This window comes from Paenibacillus sp. J22R98, from assembly GCF_059383835.1.
In genome coordinates this window covers 443991-469385 of record NZ_JBXENW010000005.1, presented here as the reverse complement: position 1 = coordinate 469385, position 25395 = coordinate 443991, and the positions used below count along the sequence as shown (strand labels likewise).

Genomic DNA, 25395 nt, shown 5'->3' with positions numbered 1-25395 from the left:
AGAACGATAGCACAATAGAACGACGGCAGCTGGATTTTACCGGCTGCCGTTTTTCATTGAAGTAACGGGCAGAGTAGCTTAACAAAGATAGGTCTAATGTTTACTTTCTGTTATGGCCGTCCGACTCTCCAGTGGGACATGGTTCCATTGGTTCTCGCTATTCACCGTCTACCAGAAGATATTCTGGCAGGCGGTTTTTGTATTTCTCTCGAAATTCCCCCAATACATGAGAGAAAAGAAAATACTTTTAAAGGTCTGCTAACAAATATTCCCATATTTATTAGTGGGCTTAGTGTCGGACAAGAAGTTCAATTTTCTTGTGAGCATGTATGTGATACTCAACTTGATGACCCAGAAGGAGATAAGTGGGACTATTTTCTTGATACAAAAATTGTCATTAGTAACGATGTTTTAGAGAGAAATGAGTTTAATTTTCTCCTTAAAGATGAACCGAAGGATGGAAATGATTCAGGTTGGACGCTATTTAGCGGTTATGAGCCTAAGCTCCAAAAACAAAGAAAGATTTTATGACTTGGTATGAAAACTTAACAACCTGGAGCGAAGATGTCGACTATAACGAGATATCACACACAACTACCTCACTACAAAATTGGTTTCAAGAAAGTATTCAAACATTTCCGACAATGAACGGTACATTTGCACCATCTGATGAGGAAATAAACGAGAATGAGGAGCTAGAGAAGAGATTAGCCGATTACTGCGTTGCATCAAATGCTATTTATATCGCCTTTGCATGGTCGGTAGCTGAAGAGGCGTACGAACATGTTCGCAAGTTAGCTAATAAGCATGACGTTGGATTTTTCAATGTTAGTGATGATGATGGTGAAATTATTCTTCCAGATGGTTCAAAGATTGAGTAACGTACTTGACTAGGAAAACACAAAATGATGAACTAACGGGACACTCTAGTTCAATAAAGATTACGAATAGGAAGCCAGGTGAGTTTAATTGCATCTACATGAAATGATAAACGAAATAAGGACAAAAGAGGATTTACTCAAGTTCCTTTCTGCATTTAGGAAGGACTTGGTTATAAATAAGGAAAATTGGGAAAACCCAACATTAGAGAGTTACCTTGAAGCGATGGAAGCATGGATAGAAGGAATGGAAAGGTACTATGTTAACACTAATCAGTCCATACCAGAGCAACCAACGTGGAAAGTGTTAGCTGATATTTTATATGCGTCCAAAATTTATGAATAAAGAATCATAGGTAGTGAATCACTAATGGAACACGATAGATGAACGAAACAAGGAGCAGTTTGCCATCAGCAGCTGCTCCTTGTTTTCATTGAAGTAACGGGCAGGATAGTTCAATGATTTCTTCTCCTTGCATTGGCGACGTGATAGACTGAAATCAATTAGAAAATCAATCAAGTGAGGTTCTTTATGATAGCCGAGATGATTTGTATTCTCTGGGGGCTCCTTTTAGTTATTTTCCCAACACGAATATGGTATATCAATCAATTTATGTTTCGTTTAAAAGAAGGCAAACTTGTTTTCGAATCTGAACCAGCGAATTCATTCATATTATGGGTCAATCGCATTATGGGAGGATTCTTTGTTATTGTTGGTTTGTTTTTGCTATTCAACTAACGGGACACGTTAGTTCAATAAAACAGCAGCAGTCTAGGGCTTTATTTTCTCAGTCCATGGCTGCTGCTGTTTTATTTTGGGGTTTGGCCATTCGGACCACGAGCTTCACGTCGAGTACCTTGTCCGCATCCGACGACGCTCCTGTTCCGGCCGAATACAGGCAATACGTCGATCGGATGATGCAGGCTATAATGGATTATCCGTTCGATGACGCCGACGAGGAGCAGGTAGCCGATCAGGAGTACGCCGCCGCGGTCGACGAGTCCGTCCGGCTGCGATCTTTGGCCGGACCGGATGTGGAAGAGATGGCGAAGCTGCGCTGGTCGGCATCGGAAGACCGCTATCTGGCCGCCATGCGGGATCTGATGGGACAGACGGCTTGACGGAATCAGCAGACAACCTAACACTTCGTGAGCGACCGGACTGGGTGGTTCTCTCCGATTCGCAAAATAGGTAAGGAAGGATTCGTGTCCCGCATGCCTTCCTAGTCATTGGGGTACCTCGGACTCAAGCAACGTTGGGTCCGGGGTACCCTTTTCTGTTTTAAGGTAAATTATGTAAAATAACTCTAAGCATATCCGTTGCAGGGGACGATACAGGAAGAAAGGAGGTTGGAACGGATGAAGAACGGGATAATGATGTATACAAGAATTGTGTTGGCGTTCCTAATGGCAATGACCGCCTTGGCGGCACTTATTCCAATCGGTCATGCTCGAGGTGAAGGAACGATGCTCAAAACGGGCAATTATGTCTATAGTGTCTCTCCGGATGGAGGCAATTCACCGGATCTGCGATCGACCGGTCTGATGGCGGCGGCGAAAGGCGTATTGTATGACGGCACAACCGCCTATGTAGGCTGGATGGGGAAAGCGAAATCGCCGATGACGGTACATGTGGTGATCGACTTGCTCAGGGACTATCCCCTTGATCAATTGCGTGTGGTGATGAACTCACCGAACAAATACTGGGGCTTCAAAGATATGACAGTCAAATACCGCCCGGAAGTGGCGACGGGTTATTACATCGCAACCAGGCATATCAGACAAGGCACCGAGCTGAACTATACGGTCAACGTGCCGATGGCGGGCGTGACGGCCAGGTTCATCGTGCTGGACATCACACGCACGCAAGCCTTTCAGCATATCCCTCTGACGGAAGTTGAAATCACGCAAGGTAGCGGCACGCCGGGGCAAAATCCGAAGCCCTCGTTCACCGCGGAGCAGCTAAAGGCCGAGCTGAACAAGGACGCCTTGCTGGTGGACCGTTACGGCCAATGGATGAACGATGCTTGGCCGGGTAAAATCACCTCCGACGCGCAGCTGCGTCAGAACTATACGGACGAAGCCGCCGCCTTGGCGAACGTCGCATATGACCCGGCAATTTACGATCCTTACGGCGGCATCAAGCGTATTGGGAAATACGAGAGTACCGGCTATTTCAGGCTGGAGCAGGTCAACGGCAAATGGTGGTTCATTACGCCGGACGGGTATCCTTTCTTATTGAAAGGGGTGGATGCCGCAAGTTTATGGGAAGCCGGCTACAAGACGCCGACGCAGAAGCCGGACGGCACGCCAAGGCAAATTTTCGAGCAGCTGCCCGACCGGACGCTCTACGCGCCGGCTTATACCAAGGACGAGAACGGCGAGTACGTCAACTTCATTGTCTCGAATGTAATGAAGAAGTACGGCAGCGATTACGAGGCGAAATGGGGGGATATCACGCGCAAACGCCTGATACAGTGGGGGTTCAACGCCTTCAGCAAGTGGACCAAGCCGAAGGGCGTCGCTTTTCCGTACGTTCAGGTGCTGCAGGACCCTGCTAACTTGCGAAGAATCCTATGGTCGTACGACGTGTTCGATCCTCAGACCGCGCCGATCATCGAGAGTACGCTAAAGACGCAGCTGCAAAACGCGCGCACCAGCAAGTGGTTAATCGGCTACACCTACGATAACGAAGCCGGCTGGACAACCGATATCGTCAAAGAGCTACTGATGTACGGGGCGAATTCTCCGGCGAAGGGCGCCTTCGTCGAGTATTATTCCACGCGGCACGGCAGTCTCGATAACGTCAATATGCTGCTCGGCATGAACGCCGTTTCGTTCAACGCGCTGAAGGACACTCCGATCGCAATCACCAAGGTATCCTCTGCGGACGTATCCGGCTTTATCACCTTGGCATCCGAGACGTATTACGCTATGATCCGCGACATCCTGAAGCGGAATGACCCGAATCATTTGTTTCTCGGCTCCACTATTGTCCCTACTTGGCGAACGAGCTTGGATTGGGATCGGGGGGCGATGCCGTATGTCGATGCCTTCTCGGTGGACAGTTATACGAGGGATGGCAGCTGGATGGACGAATACGAGGCTTTCGGGAAGCCGCTGCTCAATCTCGAGCATTCCTTTGGCTCGTCCGACCGCGGTTTGTCATATATCAGCGCCCCTACGAAGACGACCAGTACCGTTGAGCGGGGAGTAGCCTACCGGGCATTCGCGGAAAGCCAGGCACAGAATCCGCTGTTCGTCGGCTCAGGCTGGTATGCCTATTTCGATCAGGCCGTCACCGGACGCGTGGACGGAGAAAGCTACAATATCGGACTCGTCAATCAGCAAGATCAGCCATACACGGATATGGTCAGCATTATGAAGATGGCTCACGCGGGATTGGAAAACATCCATCTGTACGGCATTAACCTCGCCGCCGGTGCTGCAGTCGCGGCCAGCTCGACCCATGTTGCAACGCTTGCGCCCGCTAACGCGGTCGACGGCGAAGGGGCGACGCGCTGGGGCTCGAACTATACCGACAACGAGTGGATCTATGCCGATCTCGGCGCGGTCAAGACGGTGAACCGGGTTTATCTGAGCTGGGAGGCAGCCTATGCGAAAGCCTACAAGATCCAAGTATCGAATGATGCCAAGACCTGGACGGATGTATTCGCGACCACTTCCGGGGACGGGGGGATCGACGATATCTCGTTCTCAGCCAAGAGCGCAAGATATGTACGGATGCTGGGTCTAAAGCGGGGTTCGGCTTACGGGTACTCGTTATGGAGGTTTGAGGTATTTGCTCCGACTTCTGGTTAGTGGAACTGAAGTGAGCGGAAATAAGGGAAGCCATTTTTTAAACTAAGCCGGAGCTGCGTTCCGCCATTATTTTGAGCAAATAAAGTAATAGACTGGACCCAAAAACAAAAGCAGGCTTTGGACGAGAAACAAAGTCCAAGACTGCTGCTGTTTAATTGAACAAACGTTCCCCGGTAGATTGGTCATGGGGATTGGCTCCAATCATGGCTTGGCTTCAGTACGTTAACGGGCAGTTTAGTTGAATAAGCAATATCTTTTGTATCATGTAATGAAGGATAATAAGTCGGGGAGGTATATTGTGCTATGTCACATCCGTATGGACTATTTGAAGGCTCTCCATTATGGGAAGTTATAAATAAAGGGATAAATGACCTTGTAGAGAATAATGACCTCGAAGAAACAGCACAAAGAGAATACATAGTTGGCTATCTTTGTAAGCTAATCAATGAATCAATATTGGCAAAACCCTAAATAGTAAGTACTGAACTAACGGGAACACAATAGAACAATAGAACACGACGGCAGCTGAAGTGATTATCGGCTGTTCACTAACAAGCTTTATAATGCGTACAAACCACAACTAAATCGAGTCGAGCAGGCTGTTAATCTTATTACTGATGATGATGTCAGACGAATGGTTGATCTTCGTTATCTAAAAGGCTAAGCACACTCAATTACCGTTGCGAGATATGAATTATGGCATCCATCGACTGTAGATCGTAAGAATCAATGGGTATTGAATCAGTGACAAATACGTTAGTGCTATGTGATTAGGTTGAAAATGTATGTACGATACTTGAAAGTTGATTCAAATATGAGAGTGCCTACAGGCTACAGTAATTCACGCTCCTACTGCAACCGGTACAGGGTTGCGGCAAGAAGCTCTAACACGCCGGACAGCTCGGCCGGCAACATGGGCTTCCGTTGCGTGCGCAAAGCGCATTGAACCGTGCGCCCGTCTAGTCTAGGCACATGGCTTAAGAAGCCGCTTTTCATCACAGGGCAGCGAACACATGTTCTCACCAAGTGGTGAAGTGATGTCGGTTGACAAGAACATTATTTAGAGCTGGAAAGTAATACGTAAGAGGCAAGGGGATTCCCCTTTGCCTCTTTTCTGTTTATCGGCGCAGGTAAATAACCTAACGTAAATATGTGATAAATTATGACACGATATTGCATCGAAATACCTAAAGGGAGCGTAAAAACTAGTTCTATGGCAGTTAAATGATACATTTTAGCAAAGAAATGATTGATAAATGGAAAATGTTCGGGTATTATGTACCTGACAATATATCAGAAAATTAAGTGTTTTATGTCTTGTTTAATTTAATAAACCTATCTTCTAGTAGATAGGATAACAGCTTTTAAATTGTATATGAACCTTTCTTTGAAAAGGGTTACATATAAAATTGATTTAGGAGGAATGTCATGCATCATCGGAAGGTTGTCAGAAAAGCTCTATCATTATCGCTCGTATTAACAGTACTCATTGGTTCGTTGTTCGGCAGCATGGCTTTTGCCTCGCCAAGCACGAGTATCGGCGTCGAGCCGGGAACTGCGCATGAACAACCGGCCGTTCAGGATGCCGCGTCCGCGCAGTTCGACACGTTGACGCCAAGCGAGTCGAAGGTTGCCTTCGCCTTGTCGGAGGGAAGCCATCCGGTGACGGTCGAAGCGAAGTATAAGGACGGTTCGGCGAAAGACGTGACGACGCAAGGCGCTTGGATGTCCATGAATCCAGCCGTCGCCGTCGTCGACCGGGGCGTCATTACGGCCAAAGCGGCCGGAACGACGGAAGTGCGCCTCAATCTCGGCGACGCCGTCGTCAACGTTCCTGTTACGATCACCGCAGGCGCCGGAGCGCCGGAAGCGGCAGAGCCTTCGGAGCCGACGCTTGTCACATACCTGCTGTCCACGCTGAACGTGTTCGTCGAGGCGGATACGAACTATCCGCTTCATCTGCATGGGACGTTCACGGACGGGTCGACGCGGGATATTACGGCCGATGCCGTCTGGAGCACGGACGATGCCGCGGTTGCGACCGTTTCGCACGGCATGATCAAGGGCATCAAGGGCGGGGCTTCGACGTTCATCCGTGTAAAATACGGCAGCATGCCGACACTGTCGATCGCAGTCACCGTTCAGAAGGATCCGATTCCGTTTCAGTTGTTCGGTCTTATGATGTCGGAAAGCGTACTGAAGATCATGGAGACCGACGCGCCACATAAAATCTATGCGGACCTGGAATATCCCGATCAGGATCTTTACGAGGTGACGAATCTTGGCAAATGGTATTCGTCTAATGAATCCATAGCCACTGTCGACCAGAACGGCATCATTACGCCGGTCGGCAAAGGCATGGCCTATATTTACTTCGAATATAAGTATACGGCGCCGTCCGGCACGGAAGGCGAAGAAGGCTATGACGACGGCCTGCTTGTCAATGCCGTGCAGGTGTTCGTCGGCGGACCGTTCAAGCTGGAGCGCTATACGCCGGACATGATGGCGCAGCTGGAGCTGGACACGCCTATTTCACTCCCGCCGCGGAGCTATCAGGAAATTACGATCATGGGCGTTTACTCCGAGGATCCTCGGACTGGCCAAAACTATAACGAAGATGACGTCACGGGCGATATCGAATGGACTGTCGCGGATAAATCCATCGTGACCATCAACGACTCCGGCCGTATCTTTGCAGGCGGCAAGGAAGGCACGACGACCATTACGGGCCATTATTTAGCGCTCGAACCGTTCACGTTCAACGTGACGGTGACGAAGGCCGCTGCTGCAAACAAGGTGCTGAATTTGGTAGCTGAGCCGACCTTCGTGGAAATTAAGGATGGCAAACCTGTTCAGCCGCCAATCATCAAAGCCATTTACAATGACGGCACAGTTGAAGACGTCACGTCCAAAATCGCCGACAGCGATTGGCTCGCTTCCGATGCATCGGTAGCGTACCACAGCGACAACGGTACGATCGTTGCTGAATCCGTCGGCTCGGCCGTTCTCGGCGCGATCTACAAGAATGAAGTTGCCATTATACCTGTTATCGTGAAGCAAGCAGATCCGAAGACGGCGGTCTCCCTTTCCGTTACGCCAGATTCGCTGAACTTGCAGCTCGGCAAGCATGAAGCGTTGTCAGTCGAAGCGGTCATGTCCGGCGGCGAGACGCTGAATAAAACACAGGCAGCTGTCTATCGCTCGGCCAACCTGCAGGTGGTCTCCGTTAACCGCAAGGGAGAGATCACAGCTGTCGGCAAAGGAACGGCAGCTATCGAGGTGTCGTACGGCGGACAGAAGCAATCGGTCACGATTGAGGTTGCTGCTTCCGAGGGATTGCCGCCGGTTGCAGAGACACCGAAGCAGATTACCGGTATTACTGTAAGTAATCCGAAAATAACGCTGGATGTTACGGCTGGCCCTCGCCCGGTTACCGTGCAGGCTGACTACAGTGACGGCACGAGTGCGGACGTAACCGCGCAAGGCAAGTGGTCGACGCAGGATGCCGGCGTGGTTACGGTTAAGGACGGCGTCTTGACGCCGGTGGCTCCGGGCTCTACCCGCGTGCATCTGGTACTGGACGGCGCAGTCATCGCAGTTCGCGTCACCGTTAAGGAAGGCGACTACTCCTCCAACGTCAGAGTGGCAGACGAAGGCGCGGCAGCGGAACCGACGGTTGACGCGCTGCTTCTGTCGACCACAAAGGTATTGGTGCAAAAAGGGGCTAAATTCCCCGTCCAGCTGCTCGCTGTCAAGAGTGACGGCACGACGGAGGACGTGAGTGACCAAGCAGCATGGTCGGTCTATGATACCGAAATTGCCGACGTGGTGAAGGATAACGGCGCAGTCAGCATCCTCGGAAAATCGACGGGTGACGTTAATCCAGATCCGGGCTATCAGAAGTTGGGCAGAACGACGCTTACCGTCGGATACGGCGATTTTACGCCGACGATCGTGAACGTGTCCGTTAGCGAGCAGCCGGATCAGCCCGACGTGCTCGACATCGGCTTCCGGACTTCCGACTATTCGTGGTATTTTGACGGCGCGTCCTTCAGATTGTACAACGGACAATCGCCATACGAGCTGAAGCCATTCGCTTTGGATACGACGGGTGATACCTACCCGGTGGAAGACGGAGCGTGGACATTCTCGCAGCCGGGCGTCGTGAACGTCAACACGGACAATGGCTTTGAGGCCGTAGGAACCGGGGAGACGGATGCTGTGTTCACGTACGAGCGTTACGGCGTGACCTATAAGCGTACGCTTCACTTCGAGGTTGTCGACCTGGAAGGCATCGCAGCCGATGCGGACGAAGCGGCTGGCGTCTATTCTGTCGACGTTCATCCGCAAGGTTCCTCGCTCGTCGGCTTGAATGAAACGTATACGGATAAAGACGGGCAATCGTATACCGACCCTCTATCCGGGTTCGTCGATTGGCAGATCGATGATCCTGATCTCGTCGCCGTTTACAACGAGCAGCCTTATGTTCGTTTTGTCGCTGGGACGAAAGAGGGCACGACGCGGGTGACTGGGGAGTACTTCGGCCATACGATCGCATTCGACGTGACGGTGACGAAGAACCCGATCAAGCCGAAAATCATGACGCTTGTCGCAGATCCAACGTATTACGTGTTCGATGATGCCGACGATCAGCCGGTTGTTCCGGTGGTCAAAGCCATCTATAGTGACGCGACCGTTCAGACACTGAACAATTCGGATCTGACGTGGTTCAGCGGCGAGCCGACGATTGCCGATCTTACGGAGGACGGCAAAATTACGCGGACGTACCGTAAAGGCGGAACCAACGTCGTTGGCCAATACAAGGGTATCGGAGTCAGAATACCGGTAATCGCGACGTATTCGGATGCGACGCCGGTGGCTACAGGCTTGACAATTACGCCTGACTTGAATTCGATGACGGTCGGCGGAACGCAACAGTTGAAGGCAACGGCAACGATGAGCGATCTAAGCGAACCTGTTGTGACGGATCTCGCGATGTTCGAATCGAAAAATCCGGACGTGGTTACCGTCAGCAAAGATGGTCTCGTAACCGCCGTTAAGCCGGGTACGGCGAAGCTGCGCGTTTACTATTGGGGCTTCAATGAATACCTGACGATTACGGTTACGCAAGCTAATACGGGCGGTTCGGGCCCGATTGTAACGCCTCCGTCGCCTCCAGTAACGGATCCGGTTACGGATCCGACGCCGGTAACGCCGACGCCAGAAACGCCTGTATTGAACGCTTCCGTGGATGGTGCGGCGGTGAAAGATCGGATCGGCAAAGCAAAGGCCGATGCGACGTCCGTTACGTTCAGCGACGTTCCGTCTACTTCTTGGAGCGCTTCGTCCATCGAATTGGCTTCGAAAGCCGGGTTTGTCCAAGGTTATGCGGACGGCTCGTTCCTGCCGAAGAAGAACGTGACGCGCGCCGAATTTGCTTCGATGCTTGCGAATGCGTTTGGCCTGACTGGATCGGCCAAGGTCTCGTTCACAGATGTGAAAGACGACCACTGGGCACATGGCGCGATCAGCGCACTGGAAGCCTTGGGCTTCATTAAGGGCTACGGCGACGGCACCTTTAAGCTGAATCAGCAGATTACGCGTGCAGAAATGGTAACGATTCTTGCTAAGGTCATCGACTTTGGCAAAGCCACTCATACCAGCACGTTTACCGATTTGAATAATCATTGGGCAGCTAAAGCGATTGATGCATTGACTGAAGCAGGCGTCGTGAAAGGCAGAGGGGAACATACCTTTGCACCGAACGCGAATGCAACGCGCGAAGAGGCTGTTGTCCTCATCCTGCGTGCGCTGAATGCGAGCTTGGATTTAGGGTTAACCGAATAAGCAGCTTGGCAAGGAGAGAAGGAAGCGCAGATATGCTTTCAACAACTATTTACTAATGGTAATATCAGAATCATTCAACTAACGAGGAACGATAGTTCAACACACCAGGCTGCCGGCGCGAACCGGCAGCCTATTACGCATAAGATGATGAAAATAAGGGATAGTAGATTGATTTGGTTTATTCATATCCCATTAAATCCCTATTTTAAGTGTTATAATAAGGCATCAAGTTATTCTAATCAGATGATCTAACTAAAGGAGATAGTTGAGATGATAGAGTTATCAAAGGAAGAGTATGCACACGTTCTACCACTGCCGAAAAACCTGGCGTATGAACCTGTGTTTGCATATTCCGTTATTGATCATAATCAGTCAGGTAAAGTGTTTGTTGATCGAAGCGGCGAAAATCCTGCCTGCAGTCTTATTATCAATTCTTATGGATAGTATCTTTTGGCTGGAAGTGGCGACGACGAACTCTTTATGAACGATATAGTTGATTATTTACTGAATGATCAAAACCATTCAAATTACTACGATCTTTATGTTTCAACACCGGAATTGCTATTTCAAATTAGCGAAAAGTTAACAGGAAAGACTGTATTATTGCACCGATCTTCTTTTATATTTGATCTAAACAGATTCCAACATCTTAAATCAATACTTAACATGTTGCCTGAACAAATTGAAATGAAACGAATGGATAGTAAGCTGTACAACAAATATCAGAGTGAAATGGACTCGTCCTATGAATCGTTATGGCAATGGCCGAGCACTTTATAGAGCAAGGATTCGGTTATTGTATTATGAGGGACGATCATTTTGCAAGTGCTTGCAATTCGATGTTTGTAGGTGGAGGGTATGCGGATATCGATATTGTAACTTCGGACGATTATCAGAAACAAGGACTAGCAACACTTACGTGTACAGCATTTATTGAACACTGTTTGAACCACAATATAGTGCCTAATTATAATTGTGATGCTGGTAATCAACGATCTTTTCAGTTGGCTACAAAGTTAGGTTTTGTAAAAAATAACGATTTCCCAATGTTATGGTGGCATCAGGACCAGAATATAATAAAAGATTATTTGAGTAGATTCAATTATTCGAACGTTTCAAGCTAATAGCTCTTAAACTTACAGGACCATATAGCTTAATAGACATGTTTAACGAAGCTGCCGACACGATCGGCGGCTTCATTACGCTAACGGGCAGGATAGATCAACAAACCGCATATTACAAAGGACTTCATTTGGTCATATATCAACATAGAGGAGTTAACATATTTTACAACGTAACCCCGCTGGCGTTTACCTGGCGGGGTTTATCGTATACTCAGAATCCAAGCCTAACGTATTTGTAATCTGCTCTTCGGAGTTCTTCGTGATCAAAGCCATCGAATAGGATGAACTGGGCATCTTGAGTCTATTTACCTGGCAATGAGTCCAAGCTATAGAATGAACTATTCATATGATAACTATTATTTACTTCCATAAAAGGGAAAATGTAACGTAGAGAAGGGATGAATGAATGGTATTATCATCAACCGGTCCAATTTTAAATGAACCTGCAGATGGGATGAGACCAACTCAACAAGTTACGATAATAGTGGATAACCGCGATCCTGTTAATTATTCTATCGTTCTACTAGAGGGTTATGCTTTAATCGGTACCCGGTCATTATATGTACAGGAATTGTTCTCCATTCAACCTGATGCAGTTGTTACAAAAAATTATCCAGTAAATTATGACGCATTCCAATTCGTTTTTACAACAAGTGGTCCAGCAGCAGATAGTACTGAAATCAATTTTTGGGGAAAAGATTTATCCGGACAGTTAGTAGCAGCCCATCGTCTTGTATCAAATGAACTTCAAGTCTAACGTGAAGAAGGGATGAATGAATGGCATTATTATCAACCGGTCCAATTTCAAATGAACCTGTAGAAGGGATGAGACCAACTCAACAAGTCACGATAAAAGTTGATAACCGCGATCCTGTTAATTATTCTATTGTTCTACTAGAGGGTTATGTTCTAAACGGTACACGGTCATTATATGTACAGGAATTGTTCTCCATCCAACCTGATGCAGTTATTACAAAAAATTATCCAGCTAATGTAAATACATTCCAATTCGTTTTTACAACAAGTGGTCCAGCAGCAAATGATACTGAAATTTCTTTCTGGGGAAAAGATTTATCCGGACAATTAGTAACCGCCCATCGGCTTGTATCAGATGAACTTTTGGGATCAGGAACTGGGCCTCAGGGGGCAACTGGGGCAACTGGAGCTACTGGGGCAACTGGAGCTAGTGGGGCTAGTGTGGTGCCGATAAATTTTCGTGCTGAAAAAAATGTTAGTCAGGAGTATGTTGCTAGTTTTCCTCTTGTAGTATCATACGGGAATATTATTTTTAATCAGGGTGGTGGTTATTCTTCAGTTACTAATAGGTTTACTGCTCCGATAGCTGGTGTTTATCTATTCAATGCAAGTGTAGGAATTGGTCTAGATAATGTACCATCATATATACCCGTTAGTTTCAGAAAGAACCTTAGTCCTATTGCTACTGTTACTCAGCATATAAGTGCTATAAGTGGTGCAGCACAATTTAATTTATCGACTATTTGCAATTTAGTAGTTGGAGATCAAGTAGATATTACTCTATCGAGTGATCAAAGTGGAACTTTAATTGTAGATAATACTGCGATATTTTTTGCTGGATCGATACTGCCGTGATAACTGCTTGAATATCGGACCCTATTATTAAAACAAACCTAATACTTCATTTTCACGAAAGAGCAACGCAAAAATGAAAGGGGGAGCAACTATTTAGGTCGCTTCCCCTTTCCTTCATTTTATTCTTGGTTTCGAGCTCGTTCCGGAAGACGGGCCATCTGTATGACGATAACGTGGAATCCTAGATGACGTTTCATTATCCATGTAGCATTTAGAGAGAATCCGAAATTTCGCTTTACCTTATGGATATAGATTTATATATCAGAAAAAGAACAAATGGTTCGATGACAATGCTTTGGTCGATTAAGCTAACGGGCAGGATAGTTCAATGATTTCTCGAAATAACTTTAAAGGTGAAAGACAAGAAGCCAGATTAACACGAAAAGAGGTGCTGTTCTTGCTGCAAACGGTTTCAGGTTTAATTACTGCACAGGAAGCAGGACGAATTTTGGAACATGAGCATGTGCTCGTGGGGTTTGTAGAAGACGGGAAGCTTACACCGAAGATGTATGACCGTGACGAGGTGGTCACGTCCATACTTCCGTTTTTGTTGAAGTTGAAGGAAGCCGGATGCAGCACCATGGTGGATTGTGCACCGGAGTACTTAGGCAGGGATCCATACATTCTGCGGCGGCTGTCGGAACTGTCCGGAGTCCATCTAATCACGAACACCGGATTTTACAAGAAGCCGTATCTGCCTTCTTTCGTTTATGAGATTTCGGAACGAGATTTGGCCGATATATGGATTCGGGAAGCGCGGGACGGCATCGGAGAGAGCGGTGTGTATCCGGGTTATATCAAAATCGCGCTAAATGACGGGACGGCAATCGACGATATGCAGTTGAAGATCCTCCGTGCCGCTATACGAACTTCACTGGAAACCAGCCTGCCGATTCAGTGTCATACGATAGGCCATGATATCGCCCTGCACGCATACGAGATCATGAAACTAGCGCAGTTCGACCAGGAACGGTTCATTTGGGTACATGCACAAACATTTAAAGTCACTGATGTTTACAAGCGGCTTGCGGAGGCAGGAGGTTGGATTTCCATCGACTCCATTTTGCCGGGGGCATATGAGGAGCATGTGGATCTACTAGATCAGCTGCTCGAATGCGGGGTCGGTGACAGAGTGCTGTTGTCTCAGGATACCGGCTGGTACAATGTAGGACAGATCAATGGAGGCAATTTGCGTCCTTATCATCACTTATTTACCGAATTCTTCCCTGTAGCAGCCGCCGGTGGTCTCGATCTGAATTGGCTGGAGCAATGCGTAACGAGCCATGCCTTTCAAGCTATGAGCAGGCGATCCTAATAACAAATGGAATCCACAGCCCGCATTCGATGCCGCTTGATGATTTTGTGAGTACTTGGATTCCTGGGCTTGATAACGATAATTTACTCATTGGTACGGATTGGAACGCCAATCTTATAGGAAAAGAGATAGAACCATTAGTATTATTGGCATGCCTTTTTCAGAAAGAATCTTAAATCATTGCGCTCACGAAGAACGATAGTTTAACATACCAGCGCTGCCGGCCCGAAACGGCAGCTTTATTACGCTCCCTCGAAATGATTCAGTTTCCTCACTCAGACTCATGAATTCGCAGGATTTCATCCTGTAGATAGTATGAAGAAGTGGATGGAGGAGGAGCCGGTAGCTGGGGGATGGGGAAATGGGCATGCGGAAATAAAGGTGAATCATGTTTCACCATATTGTTCCATATGTGCACGTCTCCACGTCACCCTAGCGATTCTCGCTCCCATGTCTCAACGGGTCACTGCCCTTTCATTCCTTCGTCACATCTAACTATGGTGGTGGAGGTCGGTCTTTCTAACGGAACGGTTCCGAGCCCTTTTGCGTAAAATCTCCCGATTCTCCGTGCTTCTTGTCATCCTGCGAATGCTTGAGCTGGTGAGGATTGACTGATCTTAAGCTGCCATTGGGGAAACTCTAGTTGAATCGTAAGCCTCGCTGCTTGTTGCCAAACTGACTAGTAGACGCGCTACTTTACTACATAATTTCATGATGGATTTCATTTTCTTCAAATTCTTCATTTCCACATTGTAACGGTGCAAAGCACGGATTTCAGGATTTGTCATGACCATACACATCGTCATGAGATAGAGAAAATGACGCAGACGTGGCCTACCTCGCTTGCTAAGCACCATCTTTCCTCGCCATTTCCCGGAACTAGCTTCAGCTAAGTTTAAACCGGCATGCCGTAGCAGCGCATTTCCATGTGAATAGCCACTAAGCGTTCGAACAATTTGAACCCTTCACGATGATTGCCAAACTCGAGCGGAGTTCCCAGAGCAATGACACGAAAGCTGACAGCGCGGGCAACATGAGCTTCCTGGGCGATGTCTACGCCGACGACAAGGTGAGAAACGGTAATGTTTTCAATGAGTTGATTTTGCTTGTCCTGTGACTTAAACTTCATAGTAGAGCGACCTCCTGATGGGCGTTTTGAGGCTTTTGACCTCGTGCGTAACCCCATCGTACCGAGGCGCTCATTTTTGTTCAAACACCAAAATATTCGTTTTACAGGAATTCTAACGGGCAGGATAAATCATTGATGGGAGAGAAGGAAGCATGACTGATCGGGAAGAGATCAAACCAACCGCCCATGAGCTGATGGAGTTCCATGTTGAGGCGCTGTTTACGCATGACCAGAACATGCGGCTTCTCGCGATAAACGAGCCCTGGCCCGGAGAGGCCACCGCCCCCCGGTTTTTCTTAGGGCGGACTATAGAGGGAACGACTCTTTGTCGGTTTCGGTATGATGTCCCGGAGATGCTTGTCGAGCAATTGGAGGGATTGTGTGCTGATGAACCGATCGTGAGGGATATCCAGACGAAACCAAAATATTTCGAGGCATATATGAACCTCCTCCAAGGGGAACGATTCACGATGGGACCTTGTTTTATAATTCCCGGTGAAGCCACGCTGAAAATGCAGGTGGTAAGCATCACCCGGGAAAATATAGCGGAATTTTTGCTTGACAGTTTCGAATGGCTGACCTTAGAAATTGACTATGTACAACCCTGTATAGCGCTAGTGCGCGAAAGCAGGGTTGTCTCAATCTGCCGCAGCGTTCGCATCACATCTAAGGCACATGAAGCAGGACTTGAGACCTTGAATGCGTTTCGCGGAAGGGGATATGCCGCTGCAGTTGTTGCCGGATGGGCCATGGAGGTGCGAAAGTTGGGAAGTATTCCATTATTCAGTACTTCGTGGGAAAATCTTGCATCTCAAAAAGTGGCGAGAAAATTAGCCTTATCATTTTATGGGGTCAATTTCATAGTTATTTAACGTATTCCATGAGGCTGGTCGGGGCGTGTTTGTGCCTCCGACCATTCAACTAACGGGACACGATAGTTCAATAAGATGGAGCAGATTGCAGTGGCAACTGCTCTTTTGTTTTATTAAACTAACGGACAGATTTGTACTGTGGAGTCGACCAATTTAGTGAAATTTCCAGGAAATATGTTCCATAATATAGAGATAGGACCTAGAGAGGGATTGGATAACTAAACGATCAATCAAAGGAGTAGCATTAATGGTTGGAGAATAAGTTAACTGCAGATCATCTTTTGGATTCATGTAATATCCAGAGGATATCCATTGATCCGAGACTTGCATCGACTCTCTATTGACTGTGACTTTCTTTGTATTTATTAAATGGCAAACCCGAGCCGCTGCACATTGTCTTAAGTGTGCTATTTTACGAATAGGAGGAGAGAGCAATGAAAGAAAACGACTCCCCGCTTCCAATATTCAGCGAGATCGATCGTATGGAACAACGCTTCCTGGTCGGAAGAGACCGGGAAATTCGCCTATTCCAAGACCGTTTGAAATCGGAAACGATTTCCGGAGGTATCATTAATCTGTACGGAACAGGCGGTTCGGGGAAAAGCTATCTATTGAACGAGTTTCGAAGAATCTCGCTATCGTCTCGTGCAAAATACGTCATGTTCGATTGCCGTGTTCTGCCGAGACATCCGCATGACGTTTGCTTACACTTCCTGAACGAACTCCATTACCCCTCCGACCGAATGGAGCCAAAGGCTTCCCTTGATGTGCTAACGGAGACCTGTGTCGATTCGATTCGATCCTACGCGAACGGCGACAAACTCGTGTTGGCCTTGGATACGTTCGAAGCTGCCGGTGAAATGGAGAGCTGGTTGAGAGAAGGGCTGCTGCCGAAGTTGATACCGGATATTCTTGTGGTCATCTCCGGCAGATTTCCCATGCGAGGCTCTTGGTTGGCCTCTCCCGGATGGCGACATCTCATAAGTAGAGTACATTTTGCGGAGCTCGATTACGAAGCGGTTCGAAAGTATTTGGAAATGTCCGGGATTACGCAACAAACTCGCATTCGTCAGATTTGGGCGAGATCTAAGGGGCATCCACTGACGCTTTCGCTGCTCGTATCGACGACACTTGCCGGGTCTCATTCGCTAACCGATGTTTCAGATGAAAGCGATGTGTTTGCTGACGTTGCCGCGACTTGGCTTCAAGAGGTGCCCGATTCGAGTATGAAAGAAATTGTAGAAGTGGCGTCAGTTATCCGTCATTTCAACCACGAACTTCTGAATGAAGTGCTGGGGAAGAACGTCTCAAGCGAGCAGTTCCGCGAATTAATCTCTTATTCTTTTGTACAGAGGGTTGAGCGCGGCTGGTTATTGCATGATTTGCTTCGCGATGCCATCGGGTTGGAGTTCCGTCGACGAAGCCCCGACTATTATAATCGACTCTGGTTACGCTCTATAACCTATTTTTCCGACAAAATAAAGCGGTATGGCAAGAACAGCTTGGCCTTTTGGGAGAACTCGGAAATATTATTTTATATCGGAAATCATTTTATCCAATATCTATTGAATCGTCAGTCTATCTCGCATAGTATGGAGCCCCTTCATCCCACGAATTGGGAGGAAGCGGAACAGTATGTAGAGCATAAGCGAGCTACCGTTCAAGACCACACCATCCAATACATAGATTGGAAAACAAACAAACCTGCGAGTTATTTAATGAAAGCTAAGGAGAGCCTAAGTTATTTGAATCAAGTCCGATTAAAAGATTTATTCGAACTTGATCCTGCTTCCGTCATGCTCATCCGCGATGAAAAAGGTACCGTCTACGGACTAATGGAGAGCATCCCTATCAATGAACATACCATGGAATATTTGAAATCTCGCCCCGTATCCGCCGCGTACTTCAACCACATTTCAGATGCCGAGCGAAAAGAATTAAGCGTTCCAAGGCATACCCTCGCCGGATATTTCGTCAAAACGGTCGTTGTATCCGGTGAAGTCGTCCCGAACGCGATGGATGCTGCGATCTCCACGTTTATTACCTATATTTTGTCGGCGGGATACCTCGTAGGTGCCCCTACTGCAAATCCCGTTTCGGAAGCTATCTTATGCAGCCTAGGGATGGAACAGAAGGAGGGGATCGTCCATTACGATTACGATGGCGTGACGCCAACTCCATATTACGTCATGGATGCAAGAGGCCAAAAGATTATACCTTATATGGAGAAAATGATTTCTTCCTTCGGTCTTTCATTATCCTCAGAGCAGGATCTTCAAAGTATGGATGATCATCTCTCTCTTCGGGAGAGAGAAGTCGTGAAGGGGGTCGTGAAAGGGAGTTCGAACAAGGAGATCGCAAGTGATCTGTTCATGAGCGAGGCTACGGTCAAAAAACACCTCTCCAACATCTTCGATAAGCTCGGTATTAAAAATCGGGTACAACTCATTAACCGCTATAACAGAGAATCGCGAAAATAATAATGAGCGTGGTTCTATACTGGCCCTCATAGCCTAGACACTTAGCAAAAAGTGTATAGGCTTGGGGGCTTTTTTCTATACGACTTTTTTACAACTTTTGATTAATACTTTGATGCAGGTACGGGAGTTATACTGATATTGCCAACGGATATTCGATTTAGAGGACATTCGATTCGAGGTGATTCACGTTAACATCTCAATCTAGGGCAGTAGTAGTTGGTGCAGGCTGGGCAGGGGAGAATGATACTGATTTTCAAAATAAAATTGAGGGAGAATTCTATTATGCAAAATTTTGAACAACTGAACAAGAGTTATATTAATGGGCAATGGACGGAAGGTTTAAGTGATCATACGTATGAAATTCTGAATCCATATGACAATTCAGTCATTACGGAAGTTCGTCTGGCAACAAAAAGTCAGTTGCAAGATGCATTCAACCTAGCTAAGGAAGCTCAAAAATCTTGGGCAAAAACATCGTCGGCACAACGGAAAGCCATCCTTCAAAAGGCTGTCGATTACTTAAATGCAAATAAAGACGAGATTGTTAGTGTCATTATTAGAGAAACTGGAGGTACTTTTCATAAAGCCTATGGAGAGCATTGGACAGCGATTGCCGAGTTGGAATGCGCTATTAAAATGGCGGACGAAATGGAGAGAGTGAAGGAAGTACCAGCAACTGTCGATAGTAAAGTGAATCGGATTTTTCGTGTGCCGATCGGTGTTATTTCTTCGATATCCCCTTTTAACCTCCCTATGAGTCTATCCATAAGAACGATAGGTCCAGCCCTTGCACTGGGAAATTCGGTTGTTCACAAACCAGATATACAGGTTGGGTTATCCGGAGGTTCTATCCTTGCGAAAGCCTTTGAGGAAGCAGGGCTTCCGGTTGGTGTCTTTAATATGATTCTGACCGACATATCAGAAATCGGCGACGAAATGATAACCAACCCCATTCCGGGATTTATCAGTTTCACAGGATCTACGGAGGTTGGCAGGCATGTCGGTGAACTTGCGGGTAAACGCCTGAAGCGGGTCGCTTTGGAATTAGGAGGAAATGCCCCATTAGTGTTATTAGCCGATGCCGATGTAGATCGGGCAGTTGATGCGGCCATCTTTGGGAAGTATTTTCATCAAGGTCAGATTTGTATGGCTGCGAACAGAATTATTGTTCACCAAGATCTGTATAATGATTTCGTAGCTAAATTTGTGGAACAATCGAAAAATCTTAAGTATGGTGACCCTAGAGATCCTCTGACGTTTATCGGACCGATGATCAATGAGTGTCAACTCGAAAGAGCTATGCAAGCTGTGAATGAAGCGAAAAAATCGGGAGTGAAATTTGCTCTTGAGGGCAAAAGAGTTGGAAATGTCTTAACTCCATATGTAATTGTTGATGTTGAAAATTCCAGCAAATTGGCACAAACAGAGCTATTTGGTCCTATCGCCTTAATCATAAAAGCAGAATCGGATGAACATGCGATTGAATTAGCTAACGAAACGGAAGCAGGATTAAGCAGTTCGATTTTTACTAGCGATATACAAAAAGGAGAACGTTTGGCACTTCAAATTGATTCAGGAATGACTCATGTTAATGATTCACCCATCAATTGGCAAGGGGATGTTCCATTTGGCGGAACTAAAGGATCTGGTATTGGTAGATTTGGTTTCCCGTGGATCATCGACGAGTTCACAGTGTTCAAGTGGGTATCCATACAAGAATGATTCCCTTTAAAAATAAGTTTTTGAGGAAAGTCCAATTTAGATCAAGGCAATGATATGCATGGGTCCATCTTTGAGACATTGTCGTTTGCTAAATGAATGAAAACGGCATCTTTATTGGGAGGAATTCAAGTGAGCGAGGAATTCGTTAAGTCCGCATCCTACGTGCAGGTCAATGCAAGACCAGGTCCATTGACTCTAGACCCGACCAATACAGCGGTTATCGTGGTGGACATGCAAAATGATTTCATTTCTGATGGAGGTATGTTTGCCCGAGCGGGTTTTCCGCTTTCAACGTCTCGTGAAGCTGTCGAGCAGACTGCACGCGTCCTAGACTCCGCTCGCTCCGCCGGGATGAATGTTGTCTATCTGAAACATGAGTTCGAGAGCGACCTCTCGAATCTCGGAGGACTAGAGGCCCCAAACCGTTTCAGAAACGGTGGGGTTGGCGAGTCGGTCGATTTACCCAACGGGGAAATGGGTCGCTACTTGATAAAAGGCACTTGGAACACGGACATCATAAGCGAACTCAATCCCGAGCCCTATGACATCGTTGTGTCGAAACACCGATTCAGCGGCTTTTTCGAGACGACGCTTGATGCAACCCTGAAAGAGTTTGGGATTAAGCAACTGATATTTACTGGCGTCACATGCTGCGTATGTGTCGAATCAACTCTTCGCGATGCGTTTTACAGAGACTATGAATGCCTCTTACTAGCTGACTGTACAGCGGAACCGTTCGGTCATAACAATTACGAGGCAAGCCTTCTTGCAATAGAAAGAATGTTCGGTTGGGTATCGGACTCCGCTTCGCTTCTACAAGCACTCTCGGCAGTTGAATAGCTTTCTATCTCACTCGCCATTGTACTCGCGGGATACGATAGTTCAGAAAAAACAACAGTTAAGAATAACAGAGCTTTAATTTAAAAGGGATTGAAATATATACAGGAATTAAAAACAATTCACAAAGTGATGATTCCGATTTTCAATGAGTGTTCATTTGTTGAAAGGAATAATAATACTTATCATCGGAGTTTTATTCTTTATATTTGCACGGTACCTGTGGAAGAGAAGTAATCCTGAAACTTTTTGGGTCACTATTTTTGAAGCTATCCATGATTTGTTTTATGATTTGGTTTTTACAAATTCCCGCATATGGGCATTACTTCTTGGACTAATTGGACTTGTAATGATATTAATTGGAGCAATTAATTTATATATGTCGTTGAACTAAAGAGGAACGATAACTGAATAATGACCAGGTTGAGGCTGCCGGCACTTCGATCGGGCAGCCTTCGTTACGTTAACGGGCAGGATAATTTAGCCATTTAACGAATACTCCAATATGACTTTTATTTATTATTTAGTTTGGGGTGTCAGAATGAATCAACTTACAATTAGAATTTGCTCTGATCATACCCATAGAGAATAGGTGTTAATAACTTTTTCTGAAGGAGGACATGAAAATGAATGACACAACAGAGACAAAAACACTTGTTCATACAGTAGTTCAAGTGAGACTACCTGCCAGAGATATTGATGAATCCGTAGCATGGTATGAGAAATATTTCGGGTTTACACATTGCTGGAAAACTGAAGAAGAATCAGATTTGAAGCTTGAACCAGGACCCTACTTGTTTTTAAAACGAGTAGACCAACTGACACCGATTCAAATTGTGTCACAAGGAAGACCCTATGCAGTCCTTTGTATAAAAACTTCTAATGTTTTTGAATGTTACCGAAGATTCGTCGAGGATGGTGAAGAAGTAACCGAAATAACCTATACTTGGAATATTGAACGCTTTCCAGAATTCAATGTCACAGACCCTACGGGGAATGTTATTAATGTTGCTAACTATCCCGATTTACAGATTGCTGGTTTTTAAGCTATCGGGCACGTTGGTGCAATCATGACACGACGGCAGCCGGGCCAGACAATCGGCTGCCGTTTTTCATTGATGTAACGGGAGTTTAGCGGAGTTGTACACCGAGAAAGGAACTTATGATGTAGACTGATCAAATAATGATAATTCGTTAAAGCAATCCATTAAAAAGGAGAGAATTATTTGAGTTACGATCTGACTGTCAAGCTAAGGGGATTAAATGACAACATAATACAAGAATGGTTGTCTGAAATAAGAAAACTTAGTATGGATGTAGAAGTACATCCTGTTTTTTCATTCAATAATCATTCAGGTTTTCTGCCTTTCAAGGTTGTCATCTATAATTGCCCGAACAGAAATCTGAATAATATCGAATTAATGACAGGTTTCGAATTGTTTGTTAGTCGTATTGAAGAAAAGGATAAGAAGGTAGCCTTTTTCTCAAAGCTATTCGGCGAACAAAAACTGTTGAGTACAATTGAGAAGAAACTTAAAGAAGCGGACACTGAAATAAGTTTTTACATAAGTGCTCAGGATAGTTTTGAATTTAGGATGGGATGGTATTCAGCGGCAACGCTTGCTTTTTTGTGTGATGGTGTATTGACCGACTTACAGGAAGGTATTATTGGAAGGACAACAATTAATTAGTCACGCAATTGAAGTTGTTTTAGCAGATGAGAGGCTAATCAATAAAGACGATTGGAGAGTACATGAATTTAAAGAATGGATAGTTTAAAAAAAGAAGTCATTGAACAAACGGAGAACGATAGTTCAATAAGCATGAAGAAACGGTAGCCGGCATGGCTGCCGTTTTCTCAACTAACGGGAAACGTTAGCTCAATATAAGATAGCAGATCATAATAATTTTTATGCCGATCCTAATCCTGCACCTCTATTCATATATACATCTATCTCTGGAATAGGTTTTTAGCAACATTAGCTTCATGCACTGTATATGTATTATCACGATTGAAAAAATAATCAAGAGTATGTGCGCTTAGGGGCATGCAAGGTGATAGCAAAGTAGTTTAAATATCGGGCAGGTCGTTTACGCTAACGGGAACGATAGGTGAACAAACAAGGAGCAGCTGCCGCCGGCAAACTGCTCCTTGTTTCGTTGAAATAATGGACAGATAGTGGATAGTTTTATAATTCATTTCCTTCGTAAATAATTAATGAAAGGAGATGATTTTCTGATGAATCGATTCTTAATAGTAATTACATTGCTATTTTTTATTACAGGCTGTGGGAACGATAAGAAAGAAGCCGCTGCATTTGCTAAAACTGAAAACGAATTTGGAACTTTTATCGATGAGAGTTCCTTTAAAGAAGAGATTCAGAGTTGCTTACACGTTATCAATCTCCATATGAAGTATCAGAACGAACGTAACAACGCTGCTCATGATGAACTGTTTACCACCAGTTATATCAAATACCATGGAAAAAGTCATTACACCCCCAGGGACTATACATATTTGTCTGCTACGCTAAGGTCAATAAACAAGAATGAGTACGGTCAGTATTTTGCAATCGTCTCTGAAAAGACGGACCTTCCAGGGATAAATGGAGAAGCGACTGAGGCTTTTTATGTTTTAAAGAAGGAGAATGGTAAATGGCTTATTGACACTATGGATTAAAGTACGGGGACAATGATTGCGCTAACGAGGAACTTTAGTTCAATAAAGAAAACGCGCAGGAAGCCGAGGTGGGTTTGATTGCTCAATTAACAACGTGAAGGCTGCCGATCTAGTGATTCGGCAGCCTTCATTACGCTAAAGGGAAGGAGACTTCAATCACATCCCGAATCCTTCGAGGTGGCAACATCAGTAAGCAATTGTTCTACTTATTGGGAGGGAGATTTGTTGAAAATACTTATTCAAGATTTGAATTATGATGCGACTCCCATGATTTTCCATAAGTATTCAATGTTAGATAGGATTAGAGACTTTAACCTTACAATAGAGTCGGGCAAAATATATGGATTAGTGGGCTCGATTGGTTCAGGAGGGTGGTTACTAAGTTATCTGCTCGCAGGAAGAGATCACTTGTTTTCTCAGAATTTGATGTCAGAAAGCAAGTCTCAAATAACAATAGATGGGATACCAGCAACTAATGAACGATTAAAAAGGATCTCTTGTTATATTGGTGAGGGAGTGGCAGAAAATCCCTATAAGAAATATAACTCTTACCCTTTGAAAATAACTTGGAAAATCAGAAAAATAAAAACTGTAGCAGACCAAATTATAGAGGGGATAAATAGTAGTGCGAATAGGATGTCGCTACATGAAATTGTAGATTTGTTTGAATTAACAGGAATTAATGAACCAACAGCTAGAATCTATAGACCTCTTGAATTTAATAGTGGGGAACGATGGAGGGCATCTCTAGCAATAGGCTTTGCATTCAAAAAAGTTGTATGCAATAATTCTGCCAGTAAGTAACTAGAAATATGTATCCAAAATCGCTGATGTAGCAGTCCATTTATAATCAAGAGTCAACCCATTCAGTCCTGCGACCTAGGAGTGTGAAAGTCTTTGTTTCTTCTGGTATGGAACATCTTTGATGAAGCCGCCGGCACGAACGGCGGCTTCATTACGTTAACGGGCAGGAAAACGGGGTTATTTTGAAGAAATTAGTGGAATCAATTTCAAACGGCGGCTAATTCTACCGTTAATTGAATCTTCCAAAGCCTGCAATTTCAACTAATGCTTGATA

23 protein-coding genes and 2 pseudogenes are annotated in these 25395 nt (G+C 45.7%); 23 read left to right on the top strand and 2 right to left on the bottom strand.

Annotation, left to right across the window (positions count from 1 at the left end):
• Positions 1 to 147 precede the first annotated feature (147 nt).
• From AC50Y3_RS17635 to AC50Y3_RS17565, 15 genes and pseudogenes are all read left to right on the top strand, one after another.
• A complete protein-coding gene (locus tag AC50Y3_RS17635) occupies positions 148 to 531 on the top strand; it encodes an immunity protein Imm33 domain-containing protein (RefSeq protein ID WP_494820029.1) in 384 nt (127 codons plus the stop codon).
• Positions 528 to 881 (top strand): hypothetical protein, encoded by a 354-nt coding sequence (locus AC50Y3_RS17630; protein WP_494820028.1) that lies wholly within the window; start codon positions 528 to 530, stop codon positions 879 to 881. The genes AC50Y3_RS17635 and AC50Y3_RS17630 overlap by 4 nt, the downstream gene beginning before the upstream one ends.
• A 103-nt stretch (positions 882 to 984) precedes the next feature.
• Positions 985 to 1224 carry a DUF7660 family protein gene (locus AC50Y3_RS17625; protein ID WP_494820044.1) on the top strand — a complete coding sequence of 80 codons (240 nt, stop codon included), beginning with the start codon at positions 985 to 987 and terminating at the stop codon, positions 1222 to 1224.
• 186 nt (positions 1225 to 1410) lie between these two features.
• Positions 1411 to 1617 carry a DUF6199 family natural product biosynthesis protein gene (locus AC50Y3_RS17620; protein WP_494820027.1) on the top strand — a complete coding sequence of 69 codons (207 nt, stop codon included), beginning with the start codon at positions 1411 to 1413 and terminating at the stop codon, positions 1615 to 1617.
• Positions 1554 to 2000, top strand: a complete 447-nt coding sequence (locus AC50Y3_RS17615) for a hypothetical protein (protein ID WP_494820045.1) — start codon at positions 1554 to 1556, stop codon at positions 1998 to 2000. The genes AC50Y3_RS17620 and AC50Y3_RS17615 overlap by 64 nt, the downstream gene beginning before the upstream one ends.
• Before the next feature lie 237 nt (positions 2001 to 2237).
• Positions 2238 to 4700: a discoidin domain-containing protein gene (locus tag AC50Y3_RS17610; RefSeq protein WP_494820026.1), complete on the top strand. Its 2463-nt coding sequence runs from the start codon at positions 2238 to 2240 to the stop codon at positions 4698 to 4700.
• A 303-nt stretch (positions 4701 to 5003) separates the two neighbouring features.
• Positions 5004 to 5171 carry a hypothetical protein gene (locus tag AC50Y3_RS17605; protein ID WP_494820025.1) on the top strand — a complete coding sequence of 56 codons (168 nt, stop codon included), beginning with the start codon at positions 5004 to 5006 and terminating at the stop codon, positions 5169 to 5171.
• A gap of 328 nt (positions 5172 to 5499) precedes the next feature.
• Positions 5500 to 5646: pseudogene (locus AC50Y3_RS17600) on the top strand (SUMF1/EgtB/PvdO family nonheme iron enzyme); the annotation flags it as partial.
• Positions 5647 to 6128: 482 nt separating this feature from the next.
• A complete protein-coding gene (locus AC50Y3_RS17595) occupies positions 6129 to 10547 on the top strand; it encodes an S-layer homology domain-containing protein (protein ID WP_494820024.1) in 4419 nt (1472 codons plus the stop codon).
• A 270-nt stretch (positions 10548 to 10817) separates the two neighbouring features.
• Positions 10818 to 10991: a hypothetical protein gene (locus tag AC50Y3_RS17590; RefSeq protein ID WP_494820023.1), complete on the top strand. Its 174-nt coding sequence runs from the start codon at positions 10818 to 10820 to the stop codon at positions 10989 to 10991.
• Between the two features lie 311 nt (positions 10992 to 11302).
• On the top strand, positions 11303 to 11671 hold the full coding sequence (locus AC50Y3_RS17585; RefSeq protein WP_494820022.1) for a GNAT family N-acetyltransferase: 369 nt from the start codon (positions 11303 to 11305) through the stop codon (positions 11669 to 11671).
• A 406-nt stretch (positions 11672 to 12077) separates the two neighbouring features.
• Complete coding sequence (locus tag AC50Y3_RS17580; protein ID WP_494820021.1) at positions 12078 to 12428, top strand: hypothetical protein; 351 nt, start codon at positions 12078 to 12080, stop codon at positions 12426 to 12428.
• Between the two features lie 20 nt (positions 12429 to 12448).
• Positions 12449 to 13282, top strand: coding sequence for a C1q-like domain-containing protein (locus tag AC50Y3_RS17575; RefSeq protein WP_494820020.1), 834 nt, complete (start codon positions 12449 to 12451; stop codon positions 13280 to 13282).
• 397 nt (positions 13283 to 13679) lie between these two features.
• Positions 13680 to 14597, top strand: a complete 918-nt coding sequence (locus AC50Y3_RS17570) for a phosphotriesterase family protein (RefSeq protein WP_494820019.1) — start codon at positions 13680 to 13682, stop codon at positions 14595 to 14597.
• Positions 14552 to 14773 (top strand): DUF2750 domain-containing protein, encoded by a 222-nt coding sequence (locus tag AC50Y3_RS17565; RefSeq protein WP_494820043.1) that lies wholly within the window; start codon positions 14552 to 14554, stop codon positions 14771 to 14773. Before AC50Y3_RS17570 ends, AC50Y3_RS17565 begins: the two co-directional genes overlap by 46 nt.
• Before the next feature lie 441 nt (positions 14774 to 15214).
• On the opposite strand, the pseudogene AC50Y3_RS17560 reads toward AC50Y3_RS17565, so the two are convergent.
• Together AC50Y3_RS17560 and AC50Y3_RS17555 are read right to left on the bottom strand one after the other, a co-directional pair.
• A pseudogene (locus AC50Y3_RS17560) lies at positions 15215 to 15541 on the bottom strand (transposase); the annotation flags it as partial.
• A complete protein-coding gene (locus AC50Y3_RS17555; protein ID WP_494820018.1) occupies positions 15493 to 15726 on the bottom strand; it encodes a hypothetical protein in 234 nt (77 codons plus the stop codon). The gene AC50Y3_RS17555 and the pseudogene AC50Y3_RS17560, both read right to left, overlap by 49 nt.
• 152 nt (positions 15727 to 15878) lie before the next feature.
• Here AC50Y3_RS17555 and aac(2')-IIb point away from each other — a divergent pair, with 152 nt between their 5' ends.
• From aac(2')-IIb to AC50Y3_RS17515, 8 genes are all read left to right on the top strand, one after another.
• The gene (gene aac(2')-IIb / locus AC50Y3_RS17550) at positions 15879 to 16598 is read left to right on the top strand and encodes a kasugamycin N-acetyltransferase AAC(2')-IIb (protein WP_494820017.1); all 720 of its coding nucleotides are present in this window, start codon (positions 15879 to 15881) and stop codon (positions 16596 to 16598) included.
• A gap of 434 nt (positions 16599 to 17032) precedes the next feature.
• The gene (locus tag AC50Y3_RS17545; RefSeq protein WP_494820016.1) at positions 17033 to 19078 is read left to right on the top strand and encodes a response regulator transcription factor; all 2046 of its coding nucleotides are present in this window, start codon (positions 17033 to 17035) and stop codon (positions 19076 to 19078) included.
• Positions 19079 to 19360: 282 nt separating this feature from the next.
• Positions 19361 to 20800: an aldehyde dehydrogenase family protein gene (locus tag AC50Y3_RS17540; RefSeq protein ID WP_494820015.1), complete on the top strand. Its 1440-nt coding sequence runs from the start codon at positions 19361 to 19363 to the stop codon at positions 20798 to 20800.
• A gap of 129 nt (positions 20801 to 20929) precedes the next feature.
• Positions 20930 to 21640: a cysteine hydrolase family protein gene (locus AC50Y3_RS17535; RefSeq protein ID WP_494820014.1), complete on the top strand. Its 711-nt coding sequence runs from the start codon at positions 20930 to 20932 to the stop codon at positions 21638 to 21640.
• A gap of 623 nt (positions 21641 to 22263) precedes the next feature.
• Complete coding sequence (locus AC50Y3_RS17530; RefSeq protein WP_494820013.1) at positions 22264 to 22683, top strand: VOC family protein; 420 nt, start codon at positions 22264 to 22266, stop codon at positions 22681 to 22683.
• Positions 22684 to 22863: 180 nt separating this feature from the next.
• Positions 22864 to 23328 carry a hypothetical protein gene (locus AC50Y3_RS17525; RefSeq protein ID WP_494820012.1) on the top strand — a complete coding sequence of 155 codons (465 nt, stop codon included), beginning with the start codon at positions 22864 to 22866 and terminating at the stop codon, positions 23326 to 23328.
• A 548-nt stretch (positions 23329 to 23876) separates the two neighbouring features.
• On the top strand, positions 23877 to 24317 hold the full coding sequence (locus AC50Y3_RS17520; RefSeq protein WP_494820011.1) for a hypothetical protein: 441 nt from the start codon (positions 23877 to 23879) through the stop codon (positions 24315 to 24317).
• Positions 24318 to 24542: 225 nt separating this feature from the next.
• Positions 24543 to 25121 (top strand): P-loop NTPase family protein, encoded by a 579-nt coding sequence (locus tag AC50Y3_RS17515; protein ID WP_494820010.1) that lies wholly within the window; start codon positions 24543 to 24545, stop codon positions 25119 to 25121.
• Positions 25122 to 25395 lie beyond the last annotated feature (274 nt).